General features: G+C 66.0%; 20 protein-coding genes and 1 pseudogene. 6 read left to right on the top strand and 15 right to left on the bottom strand.

Annotated features, from left to right (window positions below; genetic code table 11):
- Positions 1-33 precede the first annotated feature (33 nt).
- Complete coding sequence (locus ESZ60_RS15900) at positions 34-1,623, top strand: (2,3-dihydroxybenzoyl)adenylate synthase (protein WP_134681712.1); 1,590 nt, start codon at positions 34-36, stop codon at positions 1,621-1,623.
- A 14-nt stretch (positions 1,624-1,637) separates the two neighbouring features.
- Positions 1,638-1,874: a phosphopantetheine-binding protein gene (locus tag ESZ60_RS15895; RefSeq protein WP_134681711.1), complete on the top strand. Its 237-nt coding sequence runs from the start codon at positions 1,638-1,640 to the stop codon at positions 1,872-1,874.
- A gap of 26 nt (positions 1,875-1,900) precedes the next feature.
- Here ESZ60_RS15895 and ESZ60_RS15890 read toward each other — a convergent pair whose 3' ends face one another.
- From ESZ60_RS15890 to ESZ60_RS15855, 8 genes are all read right to left on the bottom strand, one after another.
- On the bottom strand, positions 1,901-2,671 hold the full coding sequence (locus ESZ60_RS15890) for an SDR family oxidoreductase (RefSeq protein ID WP_134681710.1): 771 nt from the start codon (positions 2,669-2,671) through the stop codon (positions 1,901-1,903).
- A complete protein-coding gene (locus tag ESZ60_RS15885) occupies positions 2,671-3,309 on the bottom strand; it encodes an isochorismatase family protein (RefSeq protein ID WP_134681709.1) in 639 nt (212 codons plus the stop codon). The genes ESZ60_RS15890 and ESZ60_RS15885 overlap by 1 nt, the downstream gene beginning before the upstream one ends.
- Before the next feature lie 19 nt (positions 3,310-3,328).
- On the bottom strand, positions 3,329-4,345 hold the full coding sequence (locus ESZ60_RS15880) for an isochorismate synthase (protein ID WP_245155728.1): 1,017 nt from the start codon (positions 4,343-4,345) through the stop codon (positions 3,329-3,331).
- A 345-nt stretch (positions 4,346-4,690) separates the two neighbouring features.
- A complete protein-coding gene (locus tag ESZ60_RS15875; RefSeq protein ID WP_134681707.1) occupies positions 4,691-5,272 on the bottom strand; it encodes a cytochrome b in 582 nt (193 codons plus the stop codon).
- 55 nt (positions 5,273-5,327) lie between these two features.
- Positions 5,328-6,665: an ATP-binding protein gene (locus ESZ60_RS15870; protein WP_167620183.1), complete on the bottom strand. Its 1,338-nt coding sequence runs from the start codon at positions 6,663-6,665 to the stop codon at positions 5,328-5,330.
- The gene (locus tag ESZ60_RS15865) at positions 6,662-7,381 is read right to left on the bottom strand and encodes a response regulator (protein WP_134681705.1); all 720 of its coding nucleotides are present in this window, start codon (positions 7,379-7,381) and stop codon (positions 6,662-6,664) included. Before ESZ60_RS15865 ends, ESZ60_RS15870 begins: the two co-directional genes overlap by 4 nt.
- 75 nt (positions 7,382-7,456) lie before the next feature.
- Complete coding sequence (locus tag ESZ60_RS15860) at positions 7,457-9,718, bottom strand: FepA family TonB-dependent siderophore receptor (RefSeq protein ID WP_134681704.1); 2,262 nt, start codon at positions 9,716-9,718, stop codon at positions 7,457-7,459.
- 198 nt (positions 9,719-9,916) lie between these two features.
- Entirely contained in the window at positions 9,917-11,320 is a 1,404-nt protein-coding gene (locus tag ESZ60_RS15855; RefSeq protein WP_134681703.1) for a YncE family protein, read from the bottom strand.
- 288 nt (positions 11,321-11,608) lie between these two features.
- On the opposite strand from ESZ60_RS15855, the gene ESZ60_RS15850 reads away from it, so the two are divergent.
- Positions 11,609-15,466, top strand: coding sequence for a non-ribosomal peptide synthetase (locus ESZ60_RS15850; RefSeq protein ID WP_134681702.1), 3,858 nt, complete (start codon positions 11,609-11,611; stop codon positions 15,464-15,466).
- On the opposite strand, the gene ESZ60_RS15845 is transcribed toward ESZ60_RS15850, so the two are convergent.
- Positions 15,463-16,308, bottom strand: a complete 846-nt coding sequence (locus ESZ60_RS15845) for an alpha/beta hydrolase (RefSeq protein WP_134681701.1) — start codon at positions 16,306-16,308, stop codon at positions 15,463-15,465. The two genes, ESZ60_RS15850 and ESZ60_RS15845, sit on opposite strands and share 4 nt — an antisense overlap.
- 119 nt (positions 16,309-16,427) lie before the next feature.
- Here ESZ60_RS15845 and ESZ60_RS15840 point away from each other — a divergent pair, with 119 nt between their 5' ends.
- The 3 genes from ESZ60_RS15840 to ESZ60_RS15830 are packed head-to-tail and all read left to right on the top strand — an operon-like array spanning position 16,428 to position 19,401.
- Positions 16,428-17,552 (top strand): ABC transporter substrate-binding protein, encoded by a 1,125-nt coding sequence (locus ESZ60_RS15840; RefSeq protein WP_245155727.1) that lies wholly within the window; start codon positions 16,428-16,430, stop codon positions 17,550-17,552.
- Positions 17,549-18,592 (top strand): FecCD family ABC transporter permease, encoded by a 1,044-nt coding sequence (locus ESZ60_RS15835; protein WP_134681700.1) that lies wholly within the window; start codon positions 17,549-17,551, stop codon positions 18,590-18,592. Before ESZ60_RS15840 ends, ESZ60_RS15835 begins: the two co-directional genes overlap by 4 nt.
- Entirely contained in the window at positions 18,589-19,401 is an 813-nt protein-coding gene (locus ESZ60_RS15830; protein ID WP_134681699.1) for an ABC transporter ATP-binding protein, read from the top strand. Before ESZ60_RS15835 ends, ESZ60_RS15830 begins: the two co-directional genes overlap by 4 nt.
- On the opposite strand, the pseudogene ESZ60_RS21800 reads toward ESZ60_RS15830, so the two are convergent.
- The 6 genes and pseudogenes from ESZ60_RS21800 to ESZ60_RS21345 form a co-directional block, all read right to left on the bottom strand.
- Positions 19,398-19,767: pseudogene (locus ESZ60_RS21800) on the bottom strand (ATP-binding protein). The gene ESZ60_RS15830 and the pseudogene ESZ60_RS21800 sit on opposite strands and share 4 nt — an antisense overlap.
- Positions 19,768-19,986: 219 nt before the next feature.
- Positions 19,987-20,352 carry a hypothetical protein gene (locus tag ESZ60_RS21350; protein WP_245155725.1) on the bottom strand — a complete coding sequence of 122 codons (366 nt, stop codon included), beginning with the start codon at positions 20,350-20,352 and terminating at the stop codon, positions 19,987-19,989.
- A 132-nt stretch (positions 20,353-20,484) separates the two neighbouring features.
- Positions 20,485-21,237, bottom strand: a complete 753-nt coding sequence (locus ESZ60_RS15820) for a response regulator (RefSeq protein WP_134681698.1) — start codon at positions 21,235-21,237, stop codon at positions 20,485-20,487.
- Between the two features lie 539 nt (positions 21,238-21,776).
- Entirely contained in the window at positions 21,777-22,388 is a 612-nt protein-coding gene (locus ESZ60_RS15815; RefSeq protein WP_280634004.1) for an ABC transporter ATP-binding protein, read from the bottom strand.
- A complete protein-coding gene (locus tag ESZ60_RS21690; RefSeq protein ID WP_280634005.1) occupies positions 22,355-22,591 on the bottom strand; it encodes an ATP-binding cassette domain-containing protein in 237 nt (78 codons plus the stop codon). Before ESZ60_RS21690 ends, ESZ60_RS15815 begins: the two co-directional genes overlap by 34 nt.
- Before the next feature lie 71 nt (positions 22,592-22,662).
- Positions 22,663-22,851, bottom strand: coding sequence for a permuted SH3 domain-containing protein (locus ESZ60_RS21345; protein WP_245155724.1), 189 nt, complete (start codon positions 22,849-22,851; stop codon positions 22,663-22,665).
- Between the last annotated feature and the right edge of the window lie 274 nt (positions 22,852-23,125).

Here is a 23,125-nt window from a genome sequence, read left to right as displayed (position 1 = left end):
AGCCAGCCAGTCCGCTCAGCGAATGAGGGTCTGATGATCGAATTTACTCCCTGGCCGGAGGATCTGGCGCAATCCTATCGTGACCGCGGCTACTGGCTCGGCAGATCCCTTGCGGCCGGGCTCGAGGCACAGGCCGCGCGCAATCCCGATGCGACGGCGATCCTCTGCGGCGCGCGCCATATCAGCTACGGACAGCTTGAACGCGCGGCGCGCGCGCTGGCCACGCATCTTTGCCGGACGGGACTGGGTCACGGCGATACGGCGCTGGTACATCTGCCCAACCGGGCCGAATTTTACATGACGTTCTTTGCGCTGATAAAGATCGGCGTCGTACCCGTGTACGCGCTTTACAGCCACAAGCAGAACGAGTTGCGGGCCTATGCCGAGCAGATCCGTCCAAGGCTGCTGATCGCGGATCGCGCCCATCCGGTTTTCGCCGATGAAGCTTTCCTGGCCGAATTGCCCAGCGTCGAACAGACGCTTTTTCTGAGCGATGAGGCATTCAGCTTGACGGACCGGTGTGACGGTGATGCCGATCTGCCCGAGGGGGCCGGTCCCACACCATCCGGCGAGGTGGCGTTCTTTCAACTCTCCGGGGGCAGCACCGGCACGCCCAAGCTGATCCCGCGCACCCATGACGATTACGATTACAGCATACGCGAAAGCAATCGCATCTGTGGCGTCACCTCGGCCACCCGGTTTCTCTGCGCCCTGCCCGCGCCGCATAATTTCCTGATGAGTTCGCCCGGCGCGCTTGGCGTCTTCGATGCCGGAGGCTGCGTCATCCTGGCCCCGAACCCCGAGCCGCAATCCTGTTTCGACCTGATCGCCGAACACAGGGTCACCATGGCGGCACTGGTGCCCTCGGCCGTCTCGCTCTGGGTCGAGGCCGCTAAGCTACGTGGCGCTCCGGCACCGCTCGATCATCTTCTGGTCGGCGGCGCGAGCTTTGCCGAAACGCTGGCGCGACAGGTTCCCGAGGTTCTTGGCTGCCGGTTGCAGCAGGTCTTCGGCATGGCCGAGGGGCTGGTGAACTACACCCGGCTCGGCGATCCCGACGAGGTCGTCTTTGCCACGCAGGGCCGTCCGATCAGCGAAGCGGACGAGATCAGGATCCTCGACCTACAGGGCGATCCGGTTCCCGAGGGTGCCGAGGGCCAGCTTGCCGTCCGTGGTCCCTATACTTTCCGCGGCTATTTCCGCGCGGCAGAGCAGAATGCCCGGGCCTTTGACGCCGAGGGCTTCTATTACAGCGGCGATCTTGTCCGGCGCCATCCCAGCGGCAACCTGCAGGTCGTGGGTCGGGTCAAGGACCAGATCAATCGCGGCGGGGAAAAGATCGCCTCCGAGGAAATCGAGCATTTGCTGATGCGTCATCCCGCCGTCCGTCAGGCCGCGCTGGTCTCGACGCCCGATGACAGCCTGGGCGAGAAAAGCTGCGCCTTTGTCGTGGGCGATGCCGGCCTCAAGGGGATTTTGCTGCGCAAGCATCTCATGGAACTGGGCATTGCCGATTACAAGCTGCCCGACCGCTTTCGCTTCGTGGCAGAGCTTCCGCTGACCCATGTGGGCAAGCCGGACAAAAAGCGGCTGCGCGACATGCTGGCCGAATGTGACACGTGAAACAGGACGAAGCGATGGACAAGACGATCGACAGGGATTGGCTGATCGCCCAGGTGGCAGGAATGATCGAGGACGAGGAGGATATCGACCCCGGCGAGAACCTGACGCTTTACGGGCTGGATTCGATTTCGGTCATGCGGCTTCTCGCCGAGCTTGAACGGCACGGGATCCGGCTCACCATGCTCGAACTGGCGCATGAGCCCAGCATTGACGCCTGGTGGGCGCTGATCGAGCCAAGGCAGGCGGCCTGACACGGCCACCCGCGCAGGGTGCGGGCTCAAGCCCGAAGCGTGGCCCCGCCATCGACATAAAGGTCGGCCATGGTGATATGGCCTGCCTGATCCGACAGCAGGAACATCGCCGCCTGGGCGATATCCTCTGGCACCGCCAGCTTGCCCAGCGGAATGCCGGTGCGAAAGCTGGCCGCGTCGCCGGCAATGATCCGGGCCTCGCCCTGAGCATCCTGCCACATCCCGGTCTGCATCGGCGTGAGGGTCGAGCCCGGCGCGACGATATTGCAGCGCACCCGATGTTGCGCCAGCTCTAGACCAAGACAGCGCACAAGCATCGCCGCCGCGGCTTTCGAGGCGGCATAGGCCCCCATGTTCTGGCGTGGAATGCCTCCGGCATTCGAGCCGATGACCACGATCGCGCCCTCGTTCCGGGCCGCCATGTTCCGACCCAGCGCGCGCGTCACCCGATAGGTCCCGCCCGCATTGGTATCCATCACGCGCTGCCATTCCTCGCCCGATGTCTCGAGCACCGAGGCGGTCGACAGCACGCCTGCGGCATGGACACCAAGGCTGATCGGCCCCATCTGGGCCTCGGCGGCGGCGACGGTCGCCTCGACCGCCTCTCCGTCGCGCACGTCGAGGGCCTGCCAGACCAGGCCCGCATCGCCCTCGCGACGGGCCGGAAGCGCCGGTTCGATATCCGTCGCAAAGACCCGAGCCCCCGAGGCGCGCAGCATCGCGACCATGACCTGTCCGATCCCGCCGCCAGCACCGGTGACAAAGGCCGCCCGATCCGTAAAACCAGTCAATTGCATCACGCATTCTCCGTAATCGCGGCAAGGGCTGCGTCCGTGCCCAAGACGCCGCCGCAGCAATCCGACACCCATTCCATCGCCATGCGGTGTTTCTCGGCACTGAAATCCGCCTGAGCATCCGCGATGGCGAACGGTTGAATGTCGCGCTGAAATGCCTCTGCCGCGGTGCAGAGGCAGCCGATATGGGCATAGATGCCGGTGATCAGCAGTTGGTCCCGGCCACGCGCCCTGAGCAAAGCCTCAAGATTCGAGCGCTGGAACGCGCTGTAGCGGTGCTTGACCAGAACATGATCGGCCGGGTTGGGCGCCAGTTCGGGCAGGATCTCTTCATGCTCGGCAAGCCCGCGCATCCCCGGCCCCCAGAGATCGGCTTGCAGGCCGCGGTCGGGACGAAACTGATCCCCCTTCTGCGCGGTATAGAATACCGGAATGCCGGCCGCCCGGGCCGCAGCAACCAGTCGCGCGATATGTCTAACAACGGATTCCAGCGGATCCGCGGCAGGGGGGAAGGGCGCCGCGAAATAGCGCTGCATGTCATGGACAAGCAATGCCGCGCGGCCGCGCTCGACGCTCCACCCCGCCCGGGACGCAAACGGCCCGCAGGGCGGCGCATAGGGGCTGATCTTCGGCAAGGCCATGAATAGTCCTCTGGTCGTCTTACTTGGTCAGATTATGGGCGGCATCCGCCGGAAGGCCGAGGGCCTGCAGAAGCGCGGCGAATTTGCTCGCGGTTTCCGCCATTTCGGCCTCTGGGTCCGAGCCGGGGACGATGCCTGCTCCGGCATAGAGCCGGGCATCGCGACCTGCGATCTCGGCGCATCTTATGGCGACGAACCACGCCCCGTCGCCCGACCTGTCGCACCAGCCGACCGCTCCGGAATAGAAGCCGCGGTCGACGGGCTCGAGTTCGGCGATCAGATCCGCCGCAACTGCCACCGGCAAACCGCAGATCGCCGGAGTGGGATGCAAAAGCGCGGCCAAGACCGGAGAGGGTATCGTGTCGTCCCTGAGCCGACCGCGGATCGCGGTGCCCAGATGCCACATGCTGTGGGTAGAGGTCAGGCGCGTGCCATCCGGCGCCTCGAGGGCAGCGCAATAGGGCGCAAGCGTATCGAGGACATGCTCGACCACCAGCGCATGCTCGCGGCGATCCTTTTCGGACCGGGCCAGCGCCATGCAGGATGCCGCGTCCTCGCTCGGATCGGCAAAGCGCCGCGCCGAGCCGGCCAGAGGAAGCGAGGCGATCCGGTCCCCGCGTTTCTGGATCAGCAGTTCGGGCGTCGCCCCGACAAGCGCCCTTCCCTCGGGCAAGGGCACGCGAAAGGCCGTCGCCATGGGATCCTGCGCCAGCCGGTCGATGACCCGGCCGTGATCCAGTTCCTCGCGCGATGTGATCGACAGCGTGCGGGCCAGCACCACCTTGCGCAATTCAGGGTCGTCTCTCATCCGCGCCAGCGCGGTGCGGACGCCATTCGCAAAACAGGCGGCCCCGGCATCCTGCTGGATCCGCAGCTGCCCGCCGGAGCGTCCCGACTCAAGCGCGGGGGCGGGGCCCTCCATGCCGGGCCGCGCCAGCCACAGGCAATCCTCGCGATCCTTGCGAAACGGCAGCGCTCCGGCAAGGATCGCACCCGGTGCAGCGCCGCGCCACACATGGTCCAGACGCGCGGCCATGCTGTCATCCCTGCCCCGCTCGACCGGAACCGCATCCCGGGCCGCGGCTAGATTGCCCCATGGTCCGCGAAAGACAATCGGACCGGGTCGGGAGGATATGGCGGAATAATCGGCGGGATCATGGCACAGGCCATTCATAACAAGGACAGCTCCGTCAGGCACCCGGCGGGTGCAATGAAACAAGGATGGGCTGGCGAGGGCTGGCTGGTCCTGAGATGCATCCACGGATGCATGAGAGAGATCGCATGGCCCGAGGGTACAGGCACCGCGACACCCTGTTTACTGACCAAAACCCCTTTGGCAGTCAATCGGGAAATCGGCGCGGCACGCATGCTCACGAGAGGTTCATCCCAGCACCCGGTCCCGCTTCCGTTTCTGCGGTGCCATGCGCGCCAGCGTCCCGTCGCGCCACACTCTTTCATGGACCGCCACCATGGCGACATGGCCCAGTATCAGGGCCGCAAGCACCCAGCCCAATTCGCCATGAAGCGCAGCGCCCATTTCGACCATCCAGCCGATCTCGGCGTCGCGGGCCGCGAACAGCTCGATCCCGAAGGGCCGAAAGGCCCGCTCGCTGCCATAGACGCGCAGCAGCGCGGCGAGCGGCACGGCGAGCATCAGCAGATAGAGCAGCGCATGCCCGATCACCACGGCCAGACCCAGCGGCCCCGTGCCATGGGGCGGGCGGCGGCGGCGGTTCACCACCGCCCAGACAAGGCGCAAGGCAATCAGCACGAACAGGACCGTTCCGACCGGCTGATGCGAGGCCACAAGCGGCGACAGGAACGGCTGGCGGCCGAAGATCAATTTCAGCCCCATGACCAGAAGCTGCCATGCCAGCAGCCCGGCAATGCTCCAGTGCAGGAACCGCGTCACCCGCCCATATGAGGCCGGGCTGTCGAAAAGATCTGTTCGGGCCTTTGTCATGCGTGCGTCCTTGGATTTGGTCTGGGGGCGAATTTGGACATGAGAGCAGGGTGTTTCATGTCGCCTGATGTTGCGGCAGGCGGATCTCGACGCTCAGCCCGCCTTGCGTGCGGTTGCGCAGGGCCAATGTGCCACCATGATCCCGGATCACGTCCCGGGCGATGGAAAGCCCAAGGCCGATCCCGCCGGTTTCATAAGAACGGCTCGCCTCGGCACGCATGAAGGGCTCGCAGACCTCGTGGATGATGGAGTCGGGAATGCCCGGCCCGCGATCCTCGATCCGGATCTGCGCCCCGCCGGCATCGCGCCGCAGTCGAACGGCTGGGGGGCCGGCATAGCGCAAGGCATTGTCAAGGACATTGCCGATGGCGCGGCGCATGGCGACGGGCCGCAACCTCAGCTGCAATGCATCGCCGGGCTGGTACGAGACTCCACGATCCGCGCAAAGCTGGGCAAGCATCAGGTCCAGGTCGCAGATCTGCATGTCCTCGACCGCAGAGCCCGGGGCTGTCACATGCAGCAATTCCTCGGCCATGACGGCCATGTCATCGAGGATGCGGATCATGTCGTGTCGCTGCTCATCCTCGTCGAGCAGTTCGGCGCGAATGCGCAGCCCGGTGATCGGCGTGCGCAGGTCATGGCCGACAGCGGCCAGAAGACGCATCCTTTCGGCATCAAAGCTTGCGATGCGGCGTTGCATGTCGTTGAAGGCGGCGGCGGCATTGCGGATCTCGCTTGCGCCACATTCGCGGACCCGTGCCGAACGGTCCCCGCGCCCCGCCGCGCGCGCGGCCTCGGCCAGATCGCTCAGCGGGCGCGTCATGCGCCGGATAAAGACCACCCCGACCAGAAGTGTGCCCAGAAGCGAGGCGGCCAAGGGCGCAAAGAAGCCGAGCTTCCATTTCCAAGCCTGCCGCGAGGGCAAGGGATAGGCCAGCGCATTCAGCCATTGCCCGGCATGGAACCCGTCCTCGAGCAACACGGAAACCAGCAGCAAGGGAACTCGGTCCGCGGCATCCGGGGCCGCTCCGACTTCGCGGATCTCGATTTTTCGCTGCGGCAATTGGGCCGCAAGGCCGGCCTCCTGGACAGGCAGACGCCCCATATGCGCCAGAGCCAGCGGTGCCGCATCGACCGAAAAGCGCGTGAAGCCGGTCGAGCTGCGCTGCGGCAGCGCCAGCGCCGTGGCGGGCTCGGCATGTTCCAGCGCCTCGATCAGCGCGGCCAGGCGATGCGCATCGCCCTGCAAACGCATTGCCCGGTCAAAGGACGACCCCTCGCGCGCCAGAAGCAGCGCCGCGATCAGGTTGGCTCCGATCAGCGCAAGGACAAGCAGGACCGAAAATCGTGCGGCCAGCCCGTCGGGTTTGATCCGCTCCAGCCAGTTTCTCACGGCACAGCCTCGACCTCGGCCGCAAGCCAGTAGCCGCCGCCCCATTGCGTCATGATCAGCACGGGGTTCCTTGGGACCGTCTCGATCTTGTGACGCAGGCGGCTGATCGTGTTGTCCACGGCGCGGTCATAGGCGCGCGCCTCGCGGCCGTGGAGCAGGTCCAGAAGCCGGGCGCGGGACTGGACCTGCCACGGCTGGTCCAGCAAGAGGCTGAGCAGCCGATCCTCGCCGCTGGTCAGTTCGACGCTGCTGCCATCCGCAAGGATCACGGCGCGACGATGGGGGTCATGGGTAAGACCGGCAAAGCGGCGCTGCTTCAGGATGACCGCGGGTTGCCCGGGTGGTGCGCGGCGCAAGACGGCGCGGATCCGGGCCAGCAATTCCCTCGGATCGAAGGGTTTGGTCACATAGTCATCCGCGCCTGTTTCAAGCCCCGTCACCCGATCCTCGGGCGCAGTCCGCGCGGTCAGAAGGATCACCGGCAGGCGGCGGTCGCGGGTCAGGTCCCGGCACAGGCTCAGCCCGCCCTCTCCCGGCATCATCAGGTCCAGAATGACCAGATGCACGGGCTCTTCGGCCAGCGCCCGCCTTGCCTCGGCCGCGTCGCCGGCGAGCCGCGTTCGCAGCCCCTGACGGCGCAGATAGACGCCAAGCGGCTCGCGGATGTCGCGCGCGTCATCCACGATCAGGATCTTGGGTTCTTTGACATCGGTCATCGTCATCAAGTCCGCAAATGGCAGGCGACGGCGCCGAAAGCGCCGTCGCGGATCTTCAGGGTCGATCCCGCGGGATCAGAAGGTCGAGGTCAATGTCATGTAGAACGCCCGTCCGGGTTCGTTGAACGTATTCGCGCCATCACCCGAATTGGTGCGCAGGATCGTCTTGTCGAAGAGGTTGGTGATCCCGGCCGAGAGATGTGCCTTTTCGGTCATGCCCCATGTCGCCCCCAGATTGACCAGCGTATAGGGCTCGCGGGAATCCGGATCCTCGTAATCCGCGCCGGTAGTCGGGTTGACCGAAGTGGCCTCGATCTCGCCGTAATGGGTGGCGGCAAGGGTCACGGTGATCGCATCGCTGGCGAACCAGTCGAGCGACGAGTTCACCGTGTAATCCGGAACAAGGCTCAGCGGCTGGCCGTTCTCCATCTCGGATTTGATCATCTTGGTGAAGTTCGCGTTGAAGGCAAAGCGGTCACCCAGCGAGGTCGAGAAATTGCCCTCGATCCCCGAGATCACTGCATTCTTCTGGTTCTCCCAGCGATAGAGCCGGTTCGATTCCGCCCCGGTATTATACTGGTAGGTGCCCGAGCCGATGCGGTTGTCATAATCGTTATGGAAATAGGTCAGGCTGCCGTTGATGCCGTTCTGACCTTGATAGGCGACGCCGATTTCCTTGTTCCAGCTGCGCTCGGCTTCCAGATCCGGGTTGCCCAGCACATAGCAGGGACCACCGACCTGTTCACCGTCGATATAGGGGCAGCCATTGCCGCGGGTGCGATAGACGTAGTTCGGATTCAACTGGAACAGGTTCGGCGTCTTGAACGCCCGCGCGACGCCCAGCTTCATCCTCCATTCGTCGCTGAAGGCATATTCCGCATTCAGGCTGGGCGACCAGTTCGAGCCGAAATTGTCGTTATAGTCAAAGCGCAGGCCGGGCGTCAGCGTCAGCTGATCGGACCATTCGATATTGGCCTCGGCGTAAAGGCCGATGGTGTTCTGCTCGGTTTCCGGATCGCGGTTCGCCGGATCGGGATCGACGCCGCTTTCATCGGCAACACCGTCATCCGCGATATCGAGGCCGATCGTGTGAGGATCGTCCATGAACTCGCCGCGATATTCCGCGCCAAAGGTCACGCGGCTGGCGCGACCCGCCAGTTGCATCGGCAGGATCCATTCGGTCTTTGCGGTGATATTGTCCAGCGTGATGGTCTGGAAGCCCGTCGCATCACCCTCGCCATCGCCATCCGTGTCGATGCAGGTCATGTCGATGCTGTCCTCTGGACCGCCCGCCATGCCGGAGCAGAGGCGCGAGTTGCGGGTGTTTTCCCATTGCAGGTAGCTGTTCGACTCGCCGAAATCATATTCGCCGCGATGGGTGATCGCCAGCGTGCTGCGATACATCCGGTTGGTTTCCTCGCCCAGTAGGTCGTCATACTGCGCATCGGTCGCCCCCGAACGCGTGTCGCCCGCGTAAAGGTTGCCCTGACGCGAGAAGTTCCATTCCAGATCGACCTGGTGGCCCTCGATGACGTGCCAGCTCAGAAGAGTGCTGATGTCCTTGTTGACGACACCCTCGGTCCCCGCCATCGGCGGCTCTTCGACACCCTCCTCGTCATAGCGCGGCGGGTTGATGTCCGCGTCATCGGGATCCGTTCGGTTGTAGTTGCCATAGGCGCGGAAGGTGAAATCCTTGCCCGCGGGACCGGCCAGCATGAAGTTCATGCGATTGGTCGCGCCTTCCTTGCTGCTCTCGGGCTGGGTCGTATGCATGCTGACCTGCCCGGTCAGGGTCTCGGGGCGCTTGGTGATGATATTGACCACGCCGCCCGAAGCACCCGAGCCGTAACGCGCCGCCGCCGGGCCGCGGATGACCTCGATCCGCTCGATCAGCTCGGCCGGAACCCAGTTGCTGTCGCCGCGGGTGTCGCGTTCGCCGCCACGGCTCATCTTGACGGCATTGCGGGACATGACCGGCTTGCCGTCGATCAGGATCAGGGTGTTTTCCGGACCCATGCCGCGAATGTCGATCTGGCGGTTGTTGCCGCGCTGGCCGCTGGTATTGTTGCCGGTCAGGTTGACGCCCGGCATCTTGCGGACGATTTCCGAGATATCGTTCACCACCGGGGTCTTTTCCAGATCCGCTTCGGTGATCTGGGACACGCCAAGCGCCTGTTTGTTCTGTTCCTCGGCCGACAGCACGACCTCTTGCAGCACGACGCCGTTTTCATCCGATGCGGCCACCTCTTGGGCGATGCCTGCACCGGCAAGGAAGGGAAGGGACATCAGAAGACATAGAGCCGTGCCGGAGGCAGGGCGCAAAAAGGGCGTCGCCATAGCTGTTTTCCTGGAATTGAGGCGGGAAATAGCTGGCTTGGCGCGGGCTGGCCCGCTTCAAGCATTTGTGATCCCGGGATTCAATGCATGATCCTGACATTTTTTGTAGCGATTTGTCGCAAGGCTGACATGTCTCACCTCAAACAAGAACGCTTCGCGGCGCCTGCCGCGAAGCGTGTCTGCATGAGAAACGCGGTTTCAGATCTTGGGGGAGATACGCCAGATGCGATCGCCTGCGGGATCGTCCTCGCCGCGCGATTTATTGACCGCCCAGACATTGCCCTCGCCATCGGCGCGCAGCTGGTTCGGCATGCTGCCCGCGTCCAGATTGGCGACGATATTGCCCTGAGTATCGACGACCGTGATCGTGCCCGCGCCTCGATTGGCGACAAAGGCGTGACGGCTCTTCGGCTCGAAGGCCACATTCAGCGCACCCGCGCCGACCGCCACGTCATGCAGCACCTCGCCGGTCTCGGCCTTGACGATCAGCAGATTGTCGGTGCCCTGCGAAGCGACAAAGATCAGCCCGTCCTGCGGATCATAGGCCACGCCCGAGGCGGCCTTGACCCCCGGCAGGGTGATGACCTTGGATTCGCCGGTTTTCAGGTCCACGATTGCGGCCTCGGGGGTCGAAAGGCTGACGGTGACCAGCGTGCCGCCCGCCTCGTCGATATCCAGCGCCATGGTCGAGAACTCTTCGCCTCGCACATTGGATTGCAGCGTGATCGGTTCGAGCTTCTCGAGCGTCTTGATGTCGAAGACCTCGATATTGGGCGTGCCGGTGGCGCTGGCATAGGCGCGGCCATTGGCCTCGTCCACGATCACGTCGCGGGCATGGGGCACCGCGCCGGGCTCGAACTGCTTGACCAGCGACAGATCGGATTGCTTGTAGACGCTCGCGGTGTTCTGGCGGGTATTGGTGACCCAGACATTGCCATTGGCATTGTCCACATCGACGCCATAGACCGCGAAAAGCCCCCCATCCTTGCCATCCTCACGCGCGGGGGCAGCGGCGGGAACCGCCTCGGCCGCGACCTTGAGCGTCTCGGGGTCGATCTTGACGAGCTTGGCTTCCTTGACCGGCGGGCGGCCGACCGAGGCGGTGACGAAGACCGCGCCCTCTTCGCTGGCCTTGACCTGATACAGGCCCCGCGTCACCGCCTCGCTGGCGATCTCGAACTTGTCGCCGCCCGTGACCGGCACTTCGGGCGAGATCTTCAACTGAACCACCTCGGCGGCGGCGGGATTCTCGGCAATGACCACCACGGGCTGCAGGCCGGTTTGGGCATCGGCATCGATGTCGATGGTCAGGCTGAACTCGCCCCTGTCGTCCACGGTGATTGGCTCGGGGTTCAGGGTCTTTTCGCCGCGGATCAGCGTGATGGTCTGGCCCGGGATCAGATTCTCGCCCGAGATGACCGCCTTGCCGCCCTTGTAGATCGGCGCACCGCGTTCGGCACCCGAAGCCGAGACACGGCCCGGGAATTCGGTCAGGGACCTGGTGAAATGCGTCTCGGCAAGACCCGCGCCCGCGGTCGCGGTCAGGGCCAGGGCCGATGCGCAAAGCATCAGCCGCATACGGGAAATCAAAGGCGTCGACATGACAGGTTCCTTGTCGTCCAGATGATGCGATCCCGCCGCAGGCCCGAACAGGGCCGGGCCGGGGCAGAGAATAAGGCTGGCATCATCGCTGGCGAATACAGATCTAGAACCACTCCGCCGCTCGGGGCGCAAGAGAGATTTCGCCCCATATTTGTCGCAATCTGTCGCAGAGTTCGGCGTTTTCCTCGCGATTTCATCGCGTTATGTCTGGGGTTGATCAAAAGGGCTTCTTGACTGTTTAACTAAACAATTCTAGCGACCCGCTTGGACTGCCCGGACGATTGTCACATGACCCTTGATCTTGCCACCAGCCCACCCTTGGCCCTGACCGAAGCGCAGGAGGGCATGTGGTTTGCCCAGTCCATCGACCCGGCCAATCCGATCCTGAATACCGGCCAATATGTCGAACTGCGCGGAACGCTCGATCTTGATCTGTTCCGCCATGCCCATGCGGCAATGGTGGCGCAATGCGATGTGCTGCTGTCGCGCTTTGGCCCGGCCGATGGTCAGCCCGCGCAATGGCGCGTCACGCAGCCGCCTGTGCTGGAATGGGACGACCTTTCGGCCGGCGACGATCCCGAGGCCGAGGCAAAGGCCCGGATGGCCTCAGACAGCGCGCGGGCGCTTGATCTCGCGCATGATCAGCTGGCGCGCTTCTGCCTGTTCCGGCTCAGCCCGGATCGGCATTTCTGGTATCAGCGCCTGCATCATCTGGTGATCGACGGCTATGGCATGGTGCTGCTGACGAACCGCGTCGGCGAAATCTATTCGGCCCTGACCCAAGGCATTCCCACGCCCGAGCCGTTTCTTTCGGTGAGCGAGGCGATTGCCGAGGATGCCGCCTATCGCGCCGCGCCGCGTCGCGACCGGGATGCGGCCTTCTGGCGGGCCGAGATGGCAGGGATGGAGCGTGTTGCCTCGCCGTCGCGCGGTCGTCCCGTCTCGGCCCACGGCTTTCACCGGATGCGCATCAACCTCGATGCCGCCTTCCGCTTAAGGCTGCGGCAGGCCGCGACGGATCTGGGTCTGGCTTGGCCGGACATCCTGACGCTGCTTTCGACCGATTACCTTTCGCGCGTCTCGGGTGACGGGGAACGGGCCGTGGGCATTCCCCATGCGCTGCGCTTCGGCAGTAAGACCGCGCGCGTGCCCTGCATGTGGATGAATGTCCTGCCGCTGCGCTGGCAGGCAGACGAGAATGTGCCGCTGGCCGAATCTCTGGCACGGGGCGCGGCAAAACTGGCGCGCATCCGTCGGCACGGGCGCTACCGCTCCGAGCAATTGCGGCGCGACCTGCATCGCACCGCCGCCGAGGACCGGCTTTACGGCCCGATCGTGAACCTGCAACCCTTTGACGTGGCACCCCGCTTTGCGGGCCTTCGGGCCGATCTGCATATTCTGGGCGCGGGGGCGGTCGATGATCTCTCGGTGACCTTCCGGGGCGATGGAGAGGCCAGTCTTGCGCTCGAGATCGACAGCAATCCGCTACTCTACTCGACGGACCAGACCCGAAGCCATGCCGAACGGCTGGCCGCCTATCTGGAAGCGGCGCTGGTGGCCGCGCGACTGGCCGATGTCCAGACCGTCACGCCCGCCGAACATGCCCGTCAGATCCGGGAGGTCAACGCGACGGAGCATCCGCTGGAAGCCACCAGCCTGACCGCGCTGATCGAGGCGCAGATGGCCAAGCATCCCGCATCCGAGGCCGTGCGTTTCGGCACGACCGGACTGAGCTATGCCGAGCTGGACCTGCGCTCGAGGGCGCTGGCTGAACGACTGGTTGCCTTGGGCGCGGGGCCGGGCAAGCTGGTCGCCGTCGCCCTGCCCCGGTCCGAGCATCTGGCCGTGGCGCTTGTGGCCGTGCTGCGCGCCGGCGCGGCCTATGTGCCGCTCGACCCCGAGAACCCTCCGGCCCGGCTGGCGCGGCTGCTCGCGCGCACCGAGGCCGCGATCCTGCTTGCGGAAGCCACGCTCGATTGTGACGGGCAGGCGGTGCCGCTGCCACCCGGAAACTGGCCGAGCCGTCCTGCCGGATTGGCGCTGCCCCGGCCCGCCTCGGATGATCTGGCCTATGTCCTTTTCACCTCGGGATCGACGGGCGAGCCCAAGGGCGTGATGATCGAGCACCGCGCGATCGTGAACCGGCTGCTCTGGATGCGCGCGCATTACGGCTTCGATGCCTCGGACCGCATTCTGCAAAAGACACCGATCACCTTCGACGTCTCGGTCTGGGAATTGTTCCTGCCCTTCATCTGCGGCGGGACGCTGGTTCTGGCGCCGCCGGGCGCGCATCGCGACCCGATGGCGATTGCGGCGCTGATCCGGGATAATGCGATCACCGCCGCGCATTTCGTGCCGTCGATGCTCTCGGCCTTTCTGGCCTCGCCGGGTTCGGCGGGGCTTTCCCCGAAGCGCGTCTTTTGCTCGGGCGAGGCGCTTGCGCCGGAACATCGCGACCGGTTCCATGCCCGCATCCGCGCAGAATTGCACAATCTCTATGGTCCGACCGAGGCAGCCGTGGATGTGAGTTTCTGGGAGGCGGGACCGCAGGACGACAGCGCCCCCCTGCCGATCGGCGACCCGGTCTGGAACACCCGCCTTTACATCCTCGACCCTTTGGGCCGACCCGTCCCCCAGGGCGTCGCGGGCGAGCTTTTCCTGGGCGGCGTGCAATTGGCGCGGGGCTATCTGGGGCAGCCCGAACTGACCGCCGAGCGTTTCCTTGCCGATCCCTTCCTGCCCGGCGAAAGGATCTACGCGACGGGCGACCTTGCGATGCGGCGCGAGGACGGAGCGGTGATCTATCTGGGTCGGCGCGACCATCAGGTCAAGATCCGCGGCATGCGTGTCGAACTGGCCGAGATCGAGGCCGCGCTGCTTTCCAGCGGGATGCTGGCCGAGGCCGCCGTGCTGGCGCGACAGCAGGGCGAAACCGCGCAGCTTGTCGCCTATGTCGTGCCCGGCGCGGACCACGCGCAGGAGAAATTGCAAAGCCATCTGGCCCGCAATCTGCCCGCCCATATGATCCCCTCCCATATCATGGCCCTGCCCGCGCTGCCGGTGACGGCAAATGGCAAGCTGGACCGCGTGGCCCTGCCCGCCCCGCTCGCCCCGTCATCAGGGGGCATGCCCGCACAGGGCGAGGTCGAAACCACGCTTGCGCGGCTTTATGCCCGCGTCCTGTCTCTGCCCGCACCCCCCCTGCGCGAGGCTGATTTCTTTGCGCTTGGCGGAGATTCCCTCTCGGCCCTGAACCTGATCCTGAGCATTGCGCAGGAATTCGGCCAAGATCCCGGTCTGGGCCAGATCTTCGAGACGCCGGTCCTGTCGGATCTGGCGGCCGCGCTGCAATCGCGCCGCGAGGATGCCGGGTTGGGCATGGTCCTGACGCTGCGTGCCGCAGGGCGGGGTGCGCCCCTCTTCCTGTTTCATCCCGCCGGGGGCTTGGGCTGGTGTTACCGGCGTCTTGCGCTGGGACTGGACGATCGGGCGGTCCATGCGCTGCAGTCCCCCTTGCTGGGCGGGGGCCCGTTGCCCGCCTCGCTGCGCGCGCTGGCCGAGATCTATACGCGCGAAATCTCCGCAATTGCACCAGATGGCGTGATCCATCTGGCGGGCTGGTCTGTGGGGGGTGTTCTCGCCCAGGAGGTCGCGGTTCAGTTGCAGGGCTTGGGACGAAAGCTGGGCCTGGTGGCCCTGCTCGACGCCTATCCGGCCGAGACCTGGCGATCGCTGCCCGAACAGGACGAGTCGGCGTCGCTGCGCGCCCTTCTGGCCATTGCCGGGCACGATCCCGAGGCCCATCCCGAACTCGACAGCCGCGCCAAAGTGGTGGATTTCCTCAGGCGGGGCGATAGCGCGCTGGCCGCTTTGCCCGAAACCGTGCTGGATGCCGTGACCCGGCTGGTCAGCGGCACCAACCGACTGCTGCGCGCCCATGAGCATCGCCGATTTGACGGCCCGTTGCTGCATCTTTGCGCCGCCGGCCATAGCGGGCACCGCTTTGACCCGGCGCGTTGGCATTCCCATGCCCGCGATCTTGAGCGGATCGACCTGCCTCTGCGCCATGCCGAGATGATCAGCGCCAGCGCCGCAGGGCTCATCTGCCCGGAACTGGCGCGCCGGATGCGCGCCCTCGAGGCCTAGCCATGCCCCGCCAGTTCCAGCGTCCGCGGCAGCGAGGCCGGCAGGCTGGCGATGTGTATCGCGCCGCTGAATATTTCGGCGCGCAGATCCACGCCGGGGCGCCTGGCCAGTGCATCGCGCAGGGCAAGCGTCGCCGCCGGGGGCGCGGTCGGCTCGGGGCCCGGATCATTGCCGCGCTTTTCCCGATCACCCACCGCGAAATAGATCGGCGTCGATGCGGCAAAACCCGTTTTATCGACCAGATCCCGTGCAATCGCCTCGTTCCACCAGATCGAGGGGCTGATCATCGCGTAGCGCGCAAAGCTCTGGGGCGCGGTCGCGGCGGCAAAGAGGCTGAACAGCCCGCCAAAGGAATGACCCCAGAGCGTCCTGCGGGCGGGATCGACCGGCAGTCCCGCCTCGGCGGCATCGCGCAACGGCCCGACCAGCCGCGGCAGGAAATTTTCCGCCCCGCCGGCCAGCCGCGCGGGATGATGCGGATCGGGAAGAAGCGCTGCACCGAGGCTCGCAGGCGGGCTGTAGTCCCGGATACGCGAAGCGCGCGCGAATTGCTGGCCGGTCGCATAGCCGATGCCGACCACCGCCAGACCGGGATGGGCCTCGAGCAGCGCACCCGTGAGAAAGTCGAACGCCGCATTGCCATCAAGCATGTAAAGCGCCGGATATCCGCCCGGCACCGCCAGACGGGGCCGCGCGATGAACAGGCGGTAGGTTTCGGCGCCGCCATGTTCGGGCGGGGCATCAATGCGGATGTCCCTGGACTGGATGATATGGCTGCGCGGCGGATGGGCAAGGATCGCAAGTTCGGCCTCGCGGCCCGCGCGCGGCGGAAGCGTCGTCATGGCGGCTTTCCGGTTCTGGGCATTGCGGTGCGGATAATTGACAATTCCAATCAGGTAAAGTCATTTCAGCCCCGCTGCGCGCGGGACGTTCGGCCCCCGATCACGACCAAGGACAGAATATGAACCGCGAACGCGTCTTTGGCTGGATGGCGACGATCCAGCGCCTTTGCCTTGCCAGTTTGCTCGTGCTGGGCACGGTCATGGCCGCGCGGGCCGATATCTGGGCCACGGATGTGACGGGCCAGCGCGTCACCCTGCCCGCCCCGGCCCGGCGCATCGTCCTGGGCGAGGGTCGCCACCTGACCGTTCTGGGCATGCTGCACAAGGATCCCGTCGCACTGGTCGCAGGCTGGCGCACGGACAAGGGCATCGACCCCGCGACCAGCGCGGCCTATGCGGCACGCTTTCCCCAGATTGCGGGGATTGCCACCGTGGGGGCGGGAAATCGCCAAATTTCGGTCGAGCAGGTCATCGCGCTGCAACCCGATCTCTTGCTGCTGTCGCTGATGGATCATTCCGACCCGCAATTGCAGCAGCCGATCAGCCAGATCCGCGCGGCGGGAATCCCCGTCGCCTTCATCGACTTTTTCAGCCAGCCCATCGAGAACACCCCGGCCAGCCTTGAGCTGCTGGGGCGCCTGACCGGTGCCGAGGCCCGCGCCACCGAACTGGCGGCACTCTACAGCAGCCGTCTGGATGCGATCCGCCAACGGCTCGAACAAGCCGCGCCTGCTCCCGCACGGGTCTTTGTGCAGGTTCACGCGACGCCCGAAAAATGCTGCTCGACTGTCGGTCCGGGGGTGTATGACGCCTTCATCACGGCTGCGGGCGGGCAGAATATCGGACGCGAGATGGTGCCCGGCGTGATGGGCAATGTCGGGCTCGAGAATCTGCTGGTCGCCGATCCCGATGTCCTGCTTGCGACCGGAGGCCAGCATATGGCGGCGCGCGGCGGGCTGGTTCTTGGCGCGGGCGTCCCGAACGAGGATGCGCAGGCCAGTTTTCGCGCTCTGCTCGCGGCGCCGGGGATCGCGCAGCTTCGGGCGGTGCGCGAGGGCCGCACCCATGCGATCTGGCACCTGTTCAACGACACGCCCCTGCATGTCGCGCTGGTCGAATATCTGGCGAAAAGCTTTCACCCGCAGCTTTTCGCCGATCTCGATCCCGACGCGACGCTCGACGAGATGGAGCGGCGCTTTTCCCCGGTCCGGGTCTCTGGCAGCTGGTGGCTGGACCAACCATGACTGCGGCACAGATCCTTGCCAGCCACCGGCGGCAAAAGCACAGGCGCGCATGGCTGGTCGTCGCGCTGGCACTTGCCGCTTTCGGCGCGATGCTGCTGGATCTCTGCTCGGGCCCGGCGGGCCTGACGCTGACACAGATCCGCGATGCGCTGCTGGTCGGTCCCGAGACATCGGCCACGAACAGCATCATCGTCTGGCAGGTCCGCTTGCCGGTCGCGGTCCTCGCGGTGCTGGTCGGCGCGCTGCTGTCTCTCGCCGGGACCGAGATGCAGACCGTACTGGAGAACCCGCTGGCCGAGCCCTTTACGCTGGGCGTCTCGGCCTCGGCGGCGCTGGGGGCGGGGGTCGCGCTGGTGCTCGGCCTTTCCGTGCCGGGCCTGCCGGGCCATTGGGCGGTCTCGGCCAATGCCTTCCTGTTCTCGCTGGGGGCGCTTGGGCTCTTGCATCTGATCTCGAGCCTGCGCGGAGGCGGGACCGAGACGGTGATCCTCTTGGGCATCGCGATCAATTTCACCGCCGCCGCGCTGCTGGCGCTGGTGCAGTTCATCGCCTCGCCTGACGCCTTGCAGCAACTGGTGTTCTGGACCATGGGCAGCCTCGCCTCGGCGCGGTGGGATGGGATCGCCATGCTGGCGCTCGTGCTGGCGGCCTGCCTGCCCTTTTCGCTGCGTGCGGCATGGCAGATGACGGCGCTGCGGCTGGGCTCCGACCGGGCCGAGGCCTTTGGCCTGAACGTCGCAAGGCTGCGGCGCTTTGCGCTGATCCGGGTCAGCCTGCTCGCCGGGGCAGCCGTGTCTCTGGTCGGTGTGATCGGCTTTGTCGGGCTGGCCGGGCCGCATATGGCGCGACTGGCCGTGGGCGAGGATCATCGCCTGCTGCTGCCGGCCAGCGTCTTCGCGGGCGCGTTGCTGACCTCGCTTGCCTCGGTCGCGGCCAAGATGCTGGTGCCGGGGATCCTGCTGCCTTTGGGGATCGTGACCTCGCTTGTGGGATTGCCGATCTTTTTCCTGCTGATCCTGACGCGCGGAGGACGCAGATGAAAGGACTCGCCATCGCCGGTCTGACCGTCATCCGCGACCGCGCCCGGGTCATCGACGGGCTAGACCTGCCCCCGATCCAGCCCGGCGCGCTGACCGTCCTGGCCGGTCCGAATGCGGCGGGGAAATCGACGCTTCTGCGCAGCATCGCGCAGGTCCTGCCCTATCGCGGCGAAATCACCCTGGGCGGGCGCGATCTGCGCCAGATCCCGGCTGCCGAGCGGGCGGCGCTGATCGGCTTCATGCCCCAGCAAAGCGCGAGCGGCAGCGATCTGTCGGTCCTCGACAGCCTAATCGTCGCCCTCCATTCCGGAGGCGGATTGGCGGGACGCTTGGCCGGGGGGCGCAGCGCCGAGCACCGCGCCCTTGCCGCGCTTGACCGGGTCGGCGTCATGGAGCTGGCGCTGCGGCCCCTGTCGCATCTGTCGGGCGGGCAGATGCAGCTTGTCGCACTGGCGCAGGTCCTGGTGCGCGACCCGCCCCTTATCCTGCTGGACGAGCCCACATCCGCGCTGGACATGGCGCGCAGCCATCGCGTCCTGTCGATCGCCCGCGCCCTTGCGCGCGAGGGCAAGACGGTGATCGCGGTGCTGCATGATCTGGCCCATGCCGCCCGCTGGGCAGACCGGCTGCTGGTCCTGTCGCAGGGCAGGCTGGCAATCTCGGGCAGCCCGTCCGAGGTGCTGCGGCCCGAACTTCTGGCCCGCGTCTGGGACGTCTCGGCCCGGATCGAGCGCGCCAGCCGGGGCGATGTCATGGTTCTGGTCGATGGCGAGATCCGCCCGAGACCGGAGGGCCAGCCTCGGGCCTAGAGACGCCGATCGGATGGTCGCGAAAGAGGCAGCCGGCAGATCTGCTCAAGCCCCTGCGGCTCGCGGTTTCTGATGGTGATGCTGCCCTTGTGGCGTTCGATGATCTCGCACGCGACGGCAAGGCCAAGCCCGGCCACCGGCACGGATTTGTGCCGGGCCTGATCGACGCGGAAGAACGGCTCGAACACGCGCCAGATCAGGTCCTCGGACGCCCGGACCATTGTCGCGGATCCGCACTATTGCCGCGTCGCCTTGCCGGGCCAGCGTCACCTCGGCCCCCTTGCCATGGGTCGCGGCATTGGAGATCAGGTTGCGCAGCGCGCGCTTGATCGCGAGCGGCCCTGCGGTGACCTCGACAGGTGGCAACGCACCCAGCGTTACGGGGTGACCCAACCCGCGCAATTCCTCGGCGACCTCGGTCAAGAGCCGGTCCAGCCGCAGCGCTTCGATCGCATCCGGGCCGACCTCTTCGCGCAGAAGCGCGGATCGCGCTGTCGGCGATCATGTCCGGCTCTTCGAGATCGGCGAGCCATTTCTGCCGCCCTTCGCCATCCTCGATGAATTCGGCGCGCAGGCGCATCCGTGTCATGGGAGTGCGCAGGTCGTGCCCCGCCGCAGCGACAAGGCGCATCCGGCTTTACATCGCGCCGCCCAACTGGCGCGCGCCTCGGCGGGACCGGCCTCGGGCAAGGGTTGCATCATCCCGTCGGGGCCGACCTTTTCCACCGCCCGTTCGATCAGTTGCAGCGGGCGCACCAACCTTCCCGCGACATGGATGGCAATGGCCGCGCTGCCCAGACCCATCAGCGAAAGCCAGATCGCCAGAACCCGCCGTTGCTCCGGCGGCGGCGACAGGTCCGGAAGCGGCAGCACGAGCCAGCTTTCGCCGCCGACCGGGACAGACACGCTCAGCGCGGCCTGTCCGGGCTCGCGGGTGACCAGCGCGGCCAAGGGGTCCCCCGTCCGGGCAAGGGCATGGCGCAGGAATTCGATGGCGCGGGCCTCGGCCCCACCCCGGGCGGGGCTGCGATCGCGTCGATCAGGAGGGCGGCGATGCAGGTCCTAAGCGAGTTCATCCTTGGCTCAGTCCCGCGCGTTTCCGACTGTCACCGGCATGGCAAGCTGGTAGCCGCCATTCCGCACCGTGCGAAAGATCGTTTCCCGCACCTTTTCGGCCAGCTTTCGGCGCAGGCGGCTCATCAGCACATCGACCGAGCGATCCAGCGGATCGCGGCCCCGGCCCCGGCCCCGGCCCCGGCCCTGGCCCCGGCCCTGGCCCTGCGTCAGGTCCAGAAGCTGGTCGCGCGACAAGAGCCGCGCCGGACGTTCCAGAAAGACATGCAGCAGATCGAATTCGGCACCGGTCAGTTCGACCTCGCTGCCATCCTCGGCAAGACCACGGCGCTGGCCCGGATCAACGGTGAAACCGGCGAAACCATAGATCCGCGGCTCGGGCGTAGGCGGATCATCGACGCTCGAGCGGCGCAGCACGGCCTTGATCCGGGCGACCAGTTCGCGGGGGTTGAAGGGCTTGCCCAGATAGTCATCCGCGCCCAGTTCCAGCCCGATGATGCGGTCGACATCCTCTTTCAGCGCGGTTAGCAGGATGATCCGCAGATCCGGGCGACGCTCATGCAGGTTGCGGCAGATATCAAGGCCCGAGCCGTCCGGCAGCATCACGTCAAGGATAATGATGTCGGGACGCAAATCCGCGATCCGCGCCTCGCATTCGCGGCGGTCCGCCGCGACCGAGACGCGCAACCCCTGACCCTCGAGATAGCGGCGCAGAAGGCTGCGGATCTTGGGATCGTCATCGACGACCAGAATATGCTTCATGCGCGTTCACCCATTTCTTGCCTCTTTCCAACCGGAATGCGGACAGCATGCCGGGCCAAGTTTGTGACTAAGTTTTGCTGCGCGATCTGCCGAAACAGGCAGTCACCATTCCCCCCTCGGGGACATCTTTCGTCACCTGAAGGACCAATCCGGGACATGGTCGCGGGCTAGGGATCGGCTCTGCCACGCGCACGGCAGGCCAAATCGAGCAAAAAAGGACAGACGATGCGTCGATTTCTGATGATGGTCGCGATCGCGGCAACAAGCTTGGGCACGATCCAGACAGCAAATGCCCAGAACCGCCCGGCAGACCCGCCGCCCGCCTGCCGACAGGATGACAAGAAATGTCCGAAACCGCCGCAATGCGAACACCGTCAGGATGCCCGGCCGGGAAAGGACCATGAGCAGCGGCCTCGGGAATGCCGCGCCAAGGACTGCCCGAAACCGCCGCAGGATCGTCACCGCGAAGGGCGCGCCGGGGATCAGCGTCCGGGACCGCAGCACGCGAACGGACCGCGGTATTTGCATGTGGCCGCGCATCAGGCGCAGTCGCGCCCGTTCCAGCCCGGTCGCGACAGCGGATTGCGCCCCGCCCCGCGCGGCATGGTCAGGAAGCTGCGAAGCTTATGTCCCCGCATCGCCAGCAGCGCCATGCGCAGCGCCTCGGCCAATCGCCCGATCACGGGAATGCGGCCGGTTCGCTGGGCGGGCTGGGCCTTCGCGGGCGGGGCAGCGCTTTCGACGCCCCAGCCCGCGACGATCCGGCCATCGGCGATCTCGATCACGCGTTTCTCCCGCGCCGCCACCTTGGCCTCATGCGTGACGAGGATGACGGCCCGGCTCTCGGCATTCAGCTCATCGAGAATGGCAAGGACCTCCTCGCCGCTGCGGGTGTCCAAAGCGCCGGTCGGCTCGTCGGCCAGGATCACCCGCGCATCATTGACCAGCGCCCGCGCGATCGAGACCCGCTGCTGCTGCCCGCCGGAAAGCTGGCCGGGATAATGTCCCAGGTGATCGCCCACGCCCTGCCGACCCAGCAGGGCCGCCGCCCGCTCGCGGCGCGCGGCTGCGGACAGCCCGCGACAGATCGCCGGGACCTCGACATTTCCGAGCGCGGTCATCTCTGCCAGAAGATGATAGCGCTGGAACACGGAGCCAAAGAACTCCCGCCGCTGGCTCGCCGATTGACCGGGACGAGCGTGGTCACCTCGCGCCCGTCCAGCCGGTAGCTGCCCGCGCTTGGCCGATCGAGCCCGCCCAGGATTTTCATCAGCGTGGATTTTCCCGAGCCCGAAGCGCCCACGCTCGCAATGAACTCGCCCTGTGCGATGGTCAGGTCGATATCGCGCAGCACCTGCAACCGCCCGCCCCTCGCCCGAGGGATAGCTGCGCGAAATCCCCGCCAGTCGGATCAGCGGCCCCATCTCAGCCCCCAATCGGCGGCGGGCCCATCAACCGCCGGTTCGTCGTGCCTTGCGAAGGGGCGCTGGCCTCGCCGGTCATGACCAGTTCGCCTTCGGTGAGGCCCTCGAGCACTTCGGCCATGACCTTGTCGTTCAGGCCGATCCGCACCTTGCGGGACTGCACCTTGCCGTCCGGGCCAAGGACGCGCACGGCATGGGTCCCGTCGTCACTCTGCGCCCCCAGCGCAGCCGAAGAGATGGTCAGCGCGCCCTTTCCCTCACCTAGAATGATGCTGACCAGCGCGGCAGGTCGCCATCGGGATTTACGACGGGAATGATGCCGGTGAAATAGATCGCCTCGATCGTGCTGTCCGAGGCGCTGTCGGGGTCGATCGCGCTGTCATTGACGATGCTCTGGGGCGCGGGCGCAATCTCGCGCAGGACCGATAGGTAGCTGCGCCGATTGTCCCCGATCAGGTGGAAAC

Source organism: Paracoccus ravus (genome assembly GCF_004522175.1).
GTDB lineage: Bacteria > Pseudomonadota > Alphaproteobacteria > Rhodobacterales > Rhodobacteraceae > Paracoccus > Paracoccus ravus.
This window is presented reverse-complemented; position numbering and strand designations above follow the sequence as displayed.

Bases quoted from the DNA above. Each gene is read 5' to 3' on its own strand.
- ESZ60_RS15890 (WP_134681710.1), bottom strand. From the start codon at position 2,671: ATGCAATTGACTGGTTTTACGGATCGGGCGGCCTTTGTCACCGGTGCT.
- ESZ60_RS15830 (WP_134681699.1), top strand. From the start codon at position 18,589: ATGAAAGGACTCGCCATCGCCGGTCTGACCGTCATCCGCGACCGCGCC.
- ESZ60_RS15900 (WP_134681712.1), top strand. From the start codon at position 34: ATGATCGAATTTACTCCCTGGCCGGAGGATCTGGCGCAATCCTATCGT.
- ESZ60_RS15855 (WP_134681703.1), bottom strand. From the start codon at position 11,320: ATGTCGACGCCTTTGATTTCCCGTATGCGGCTGATGCTTTGCGCATCG.
- ESZ60_RS15840 (WP_245155727.1), top strand. From the start codon at position 16,428: ATGAACCGCGAACGCGTCTTTGGCTGGATGGCGACGATCCAGCGCCTT.
- ESZ60_RS15860 (WP_134681704.1), bottom strand. From the start codon at position 9,718: ATGGCGACGCCCTTTTTGCGCCCTGCCTCCGGCACGGCTCTATGTCTT.
- ESZ60_RS15835 (WP_134681700.1), top strand. From the start codon at position 17,549: ATGACTGCGGCACAGATCCTTGCCAGCCACCGGCGGCAAAAGCACAGG.
- ESZ60_RS15845 (WP_134681701.1), bottom strand. From the start codon at position 16,308: ATGACGACGCTTCCGCCGCGCGCGGGCCGCGAGGCCGAACTTGCGATC.
- ESZ60_RS15885 (WP_134681709.1), bottom strand. From the start codon at position 3,309: ATGGCCTTGCCGAAGATCAGCCCCTATGCGCCGCCCTGCGGGCCGTTT.
- ESZ60_RS15865 (WP_134681705.1), bottom strand. From the start codon at position 7,381: ATGACCGATGTCAAAGAACCCAAGATCCTGATCGTGGATGACGCGCGC.
- ESZ60_RS15820 (WP_134681698.1), bottom strand. From the start codon at position 21,237: ATGAAGCATATTCTGGTCGTCGATGACGATCCCAAGATCCGCAGCCTT.
- ESZ60_RS15875 (WP_134681707.1), bottom strand. From the start codon at position 5,272: ATGACAAAGGCCCGAACAGATCTTTTCGACAGCCCGGCCTCATATGGG.
- ESZ60_RS15850 (WP_134681702.1), top strand. From the start codon at position 11,609: ATGACCCTTGATCTTGCCACCAGCCCACCCTTGGCCCTGACCGAAGCG.
- ESZ60_RS15895 (WP_134681711.1), top strand. From the start codon at position 1,638: ATGGACAAGACGATCGACAGGGATTGGCTGATCGCCCAGGTGGCAGGA.
- ESZ60_RS15880 (WP_245155728.1), bottom strand. From the start codon at position 4,345: ATGGCCGCGCGTCTGGACCATGTGTGGCGCGGCGCTGCACCGGGTGCG.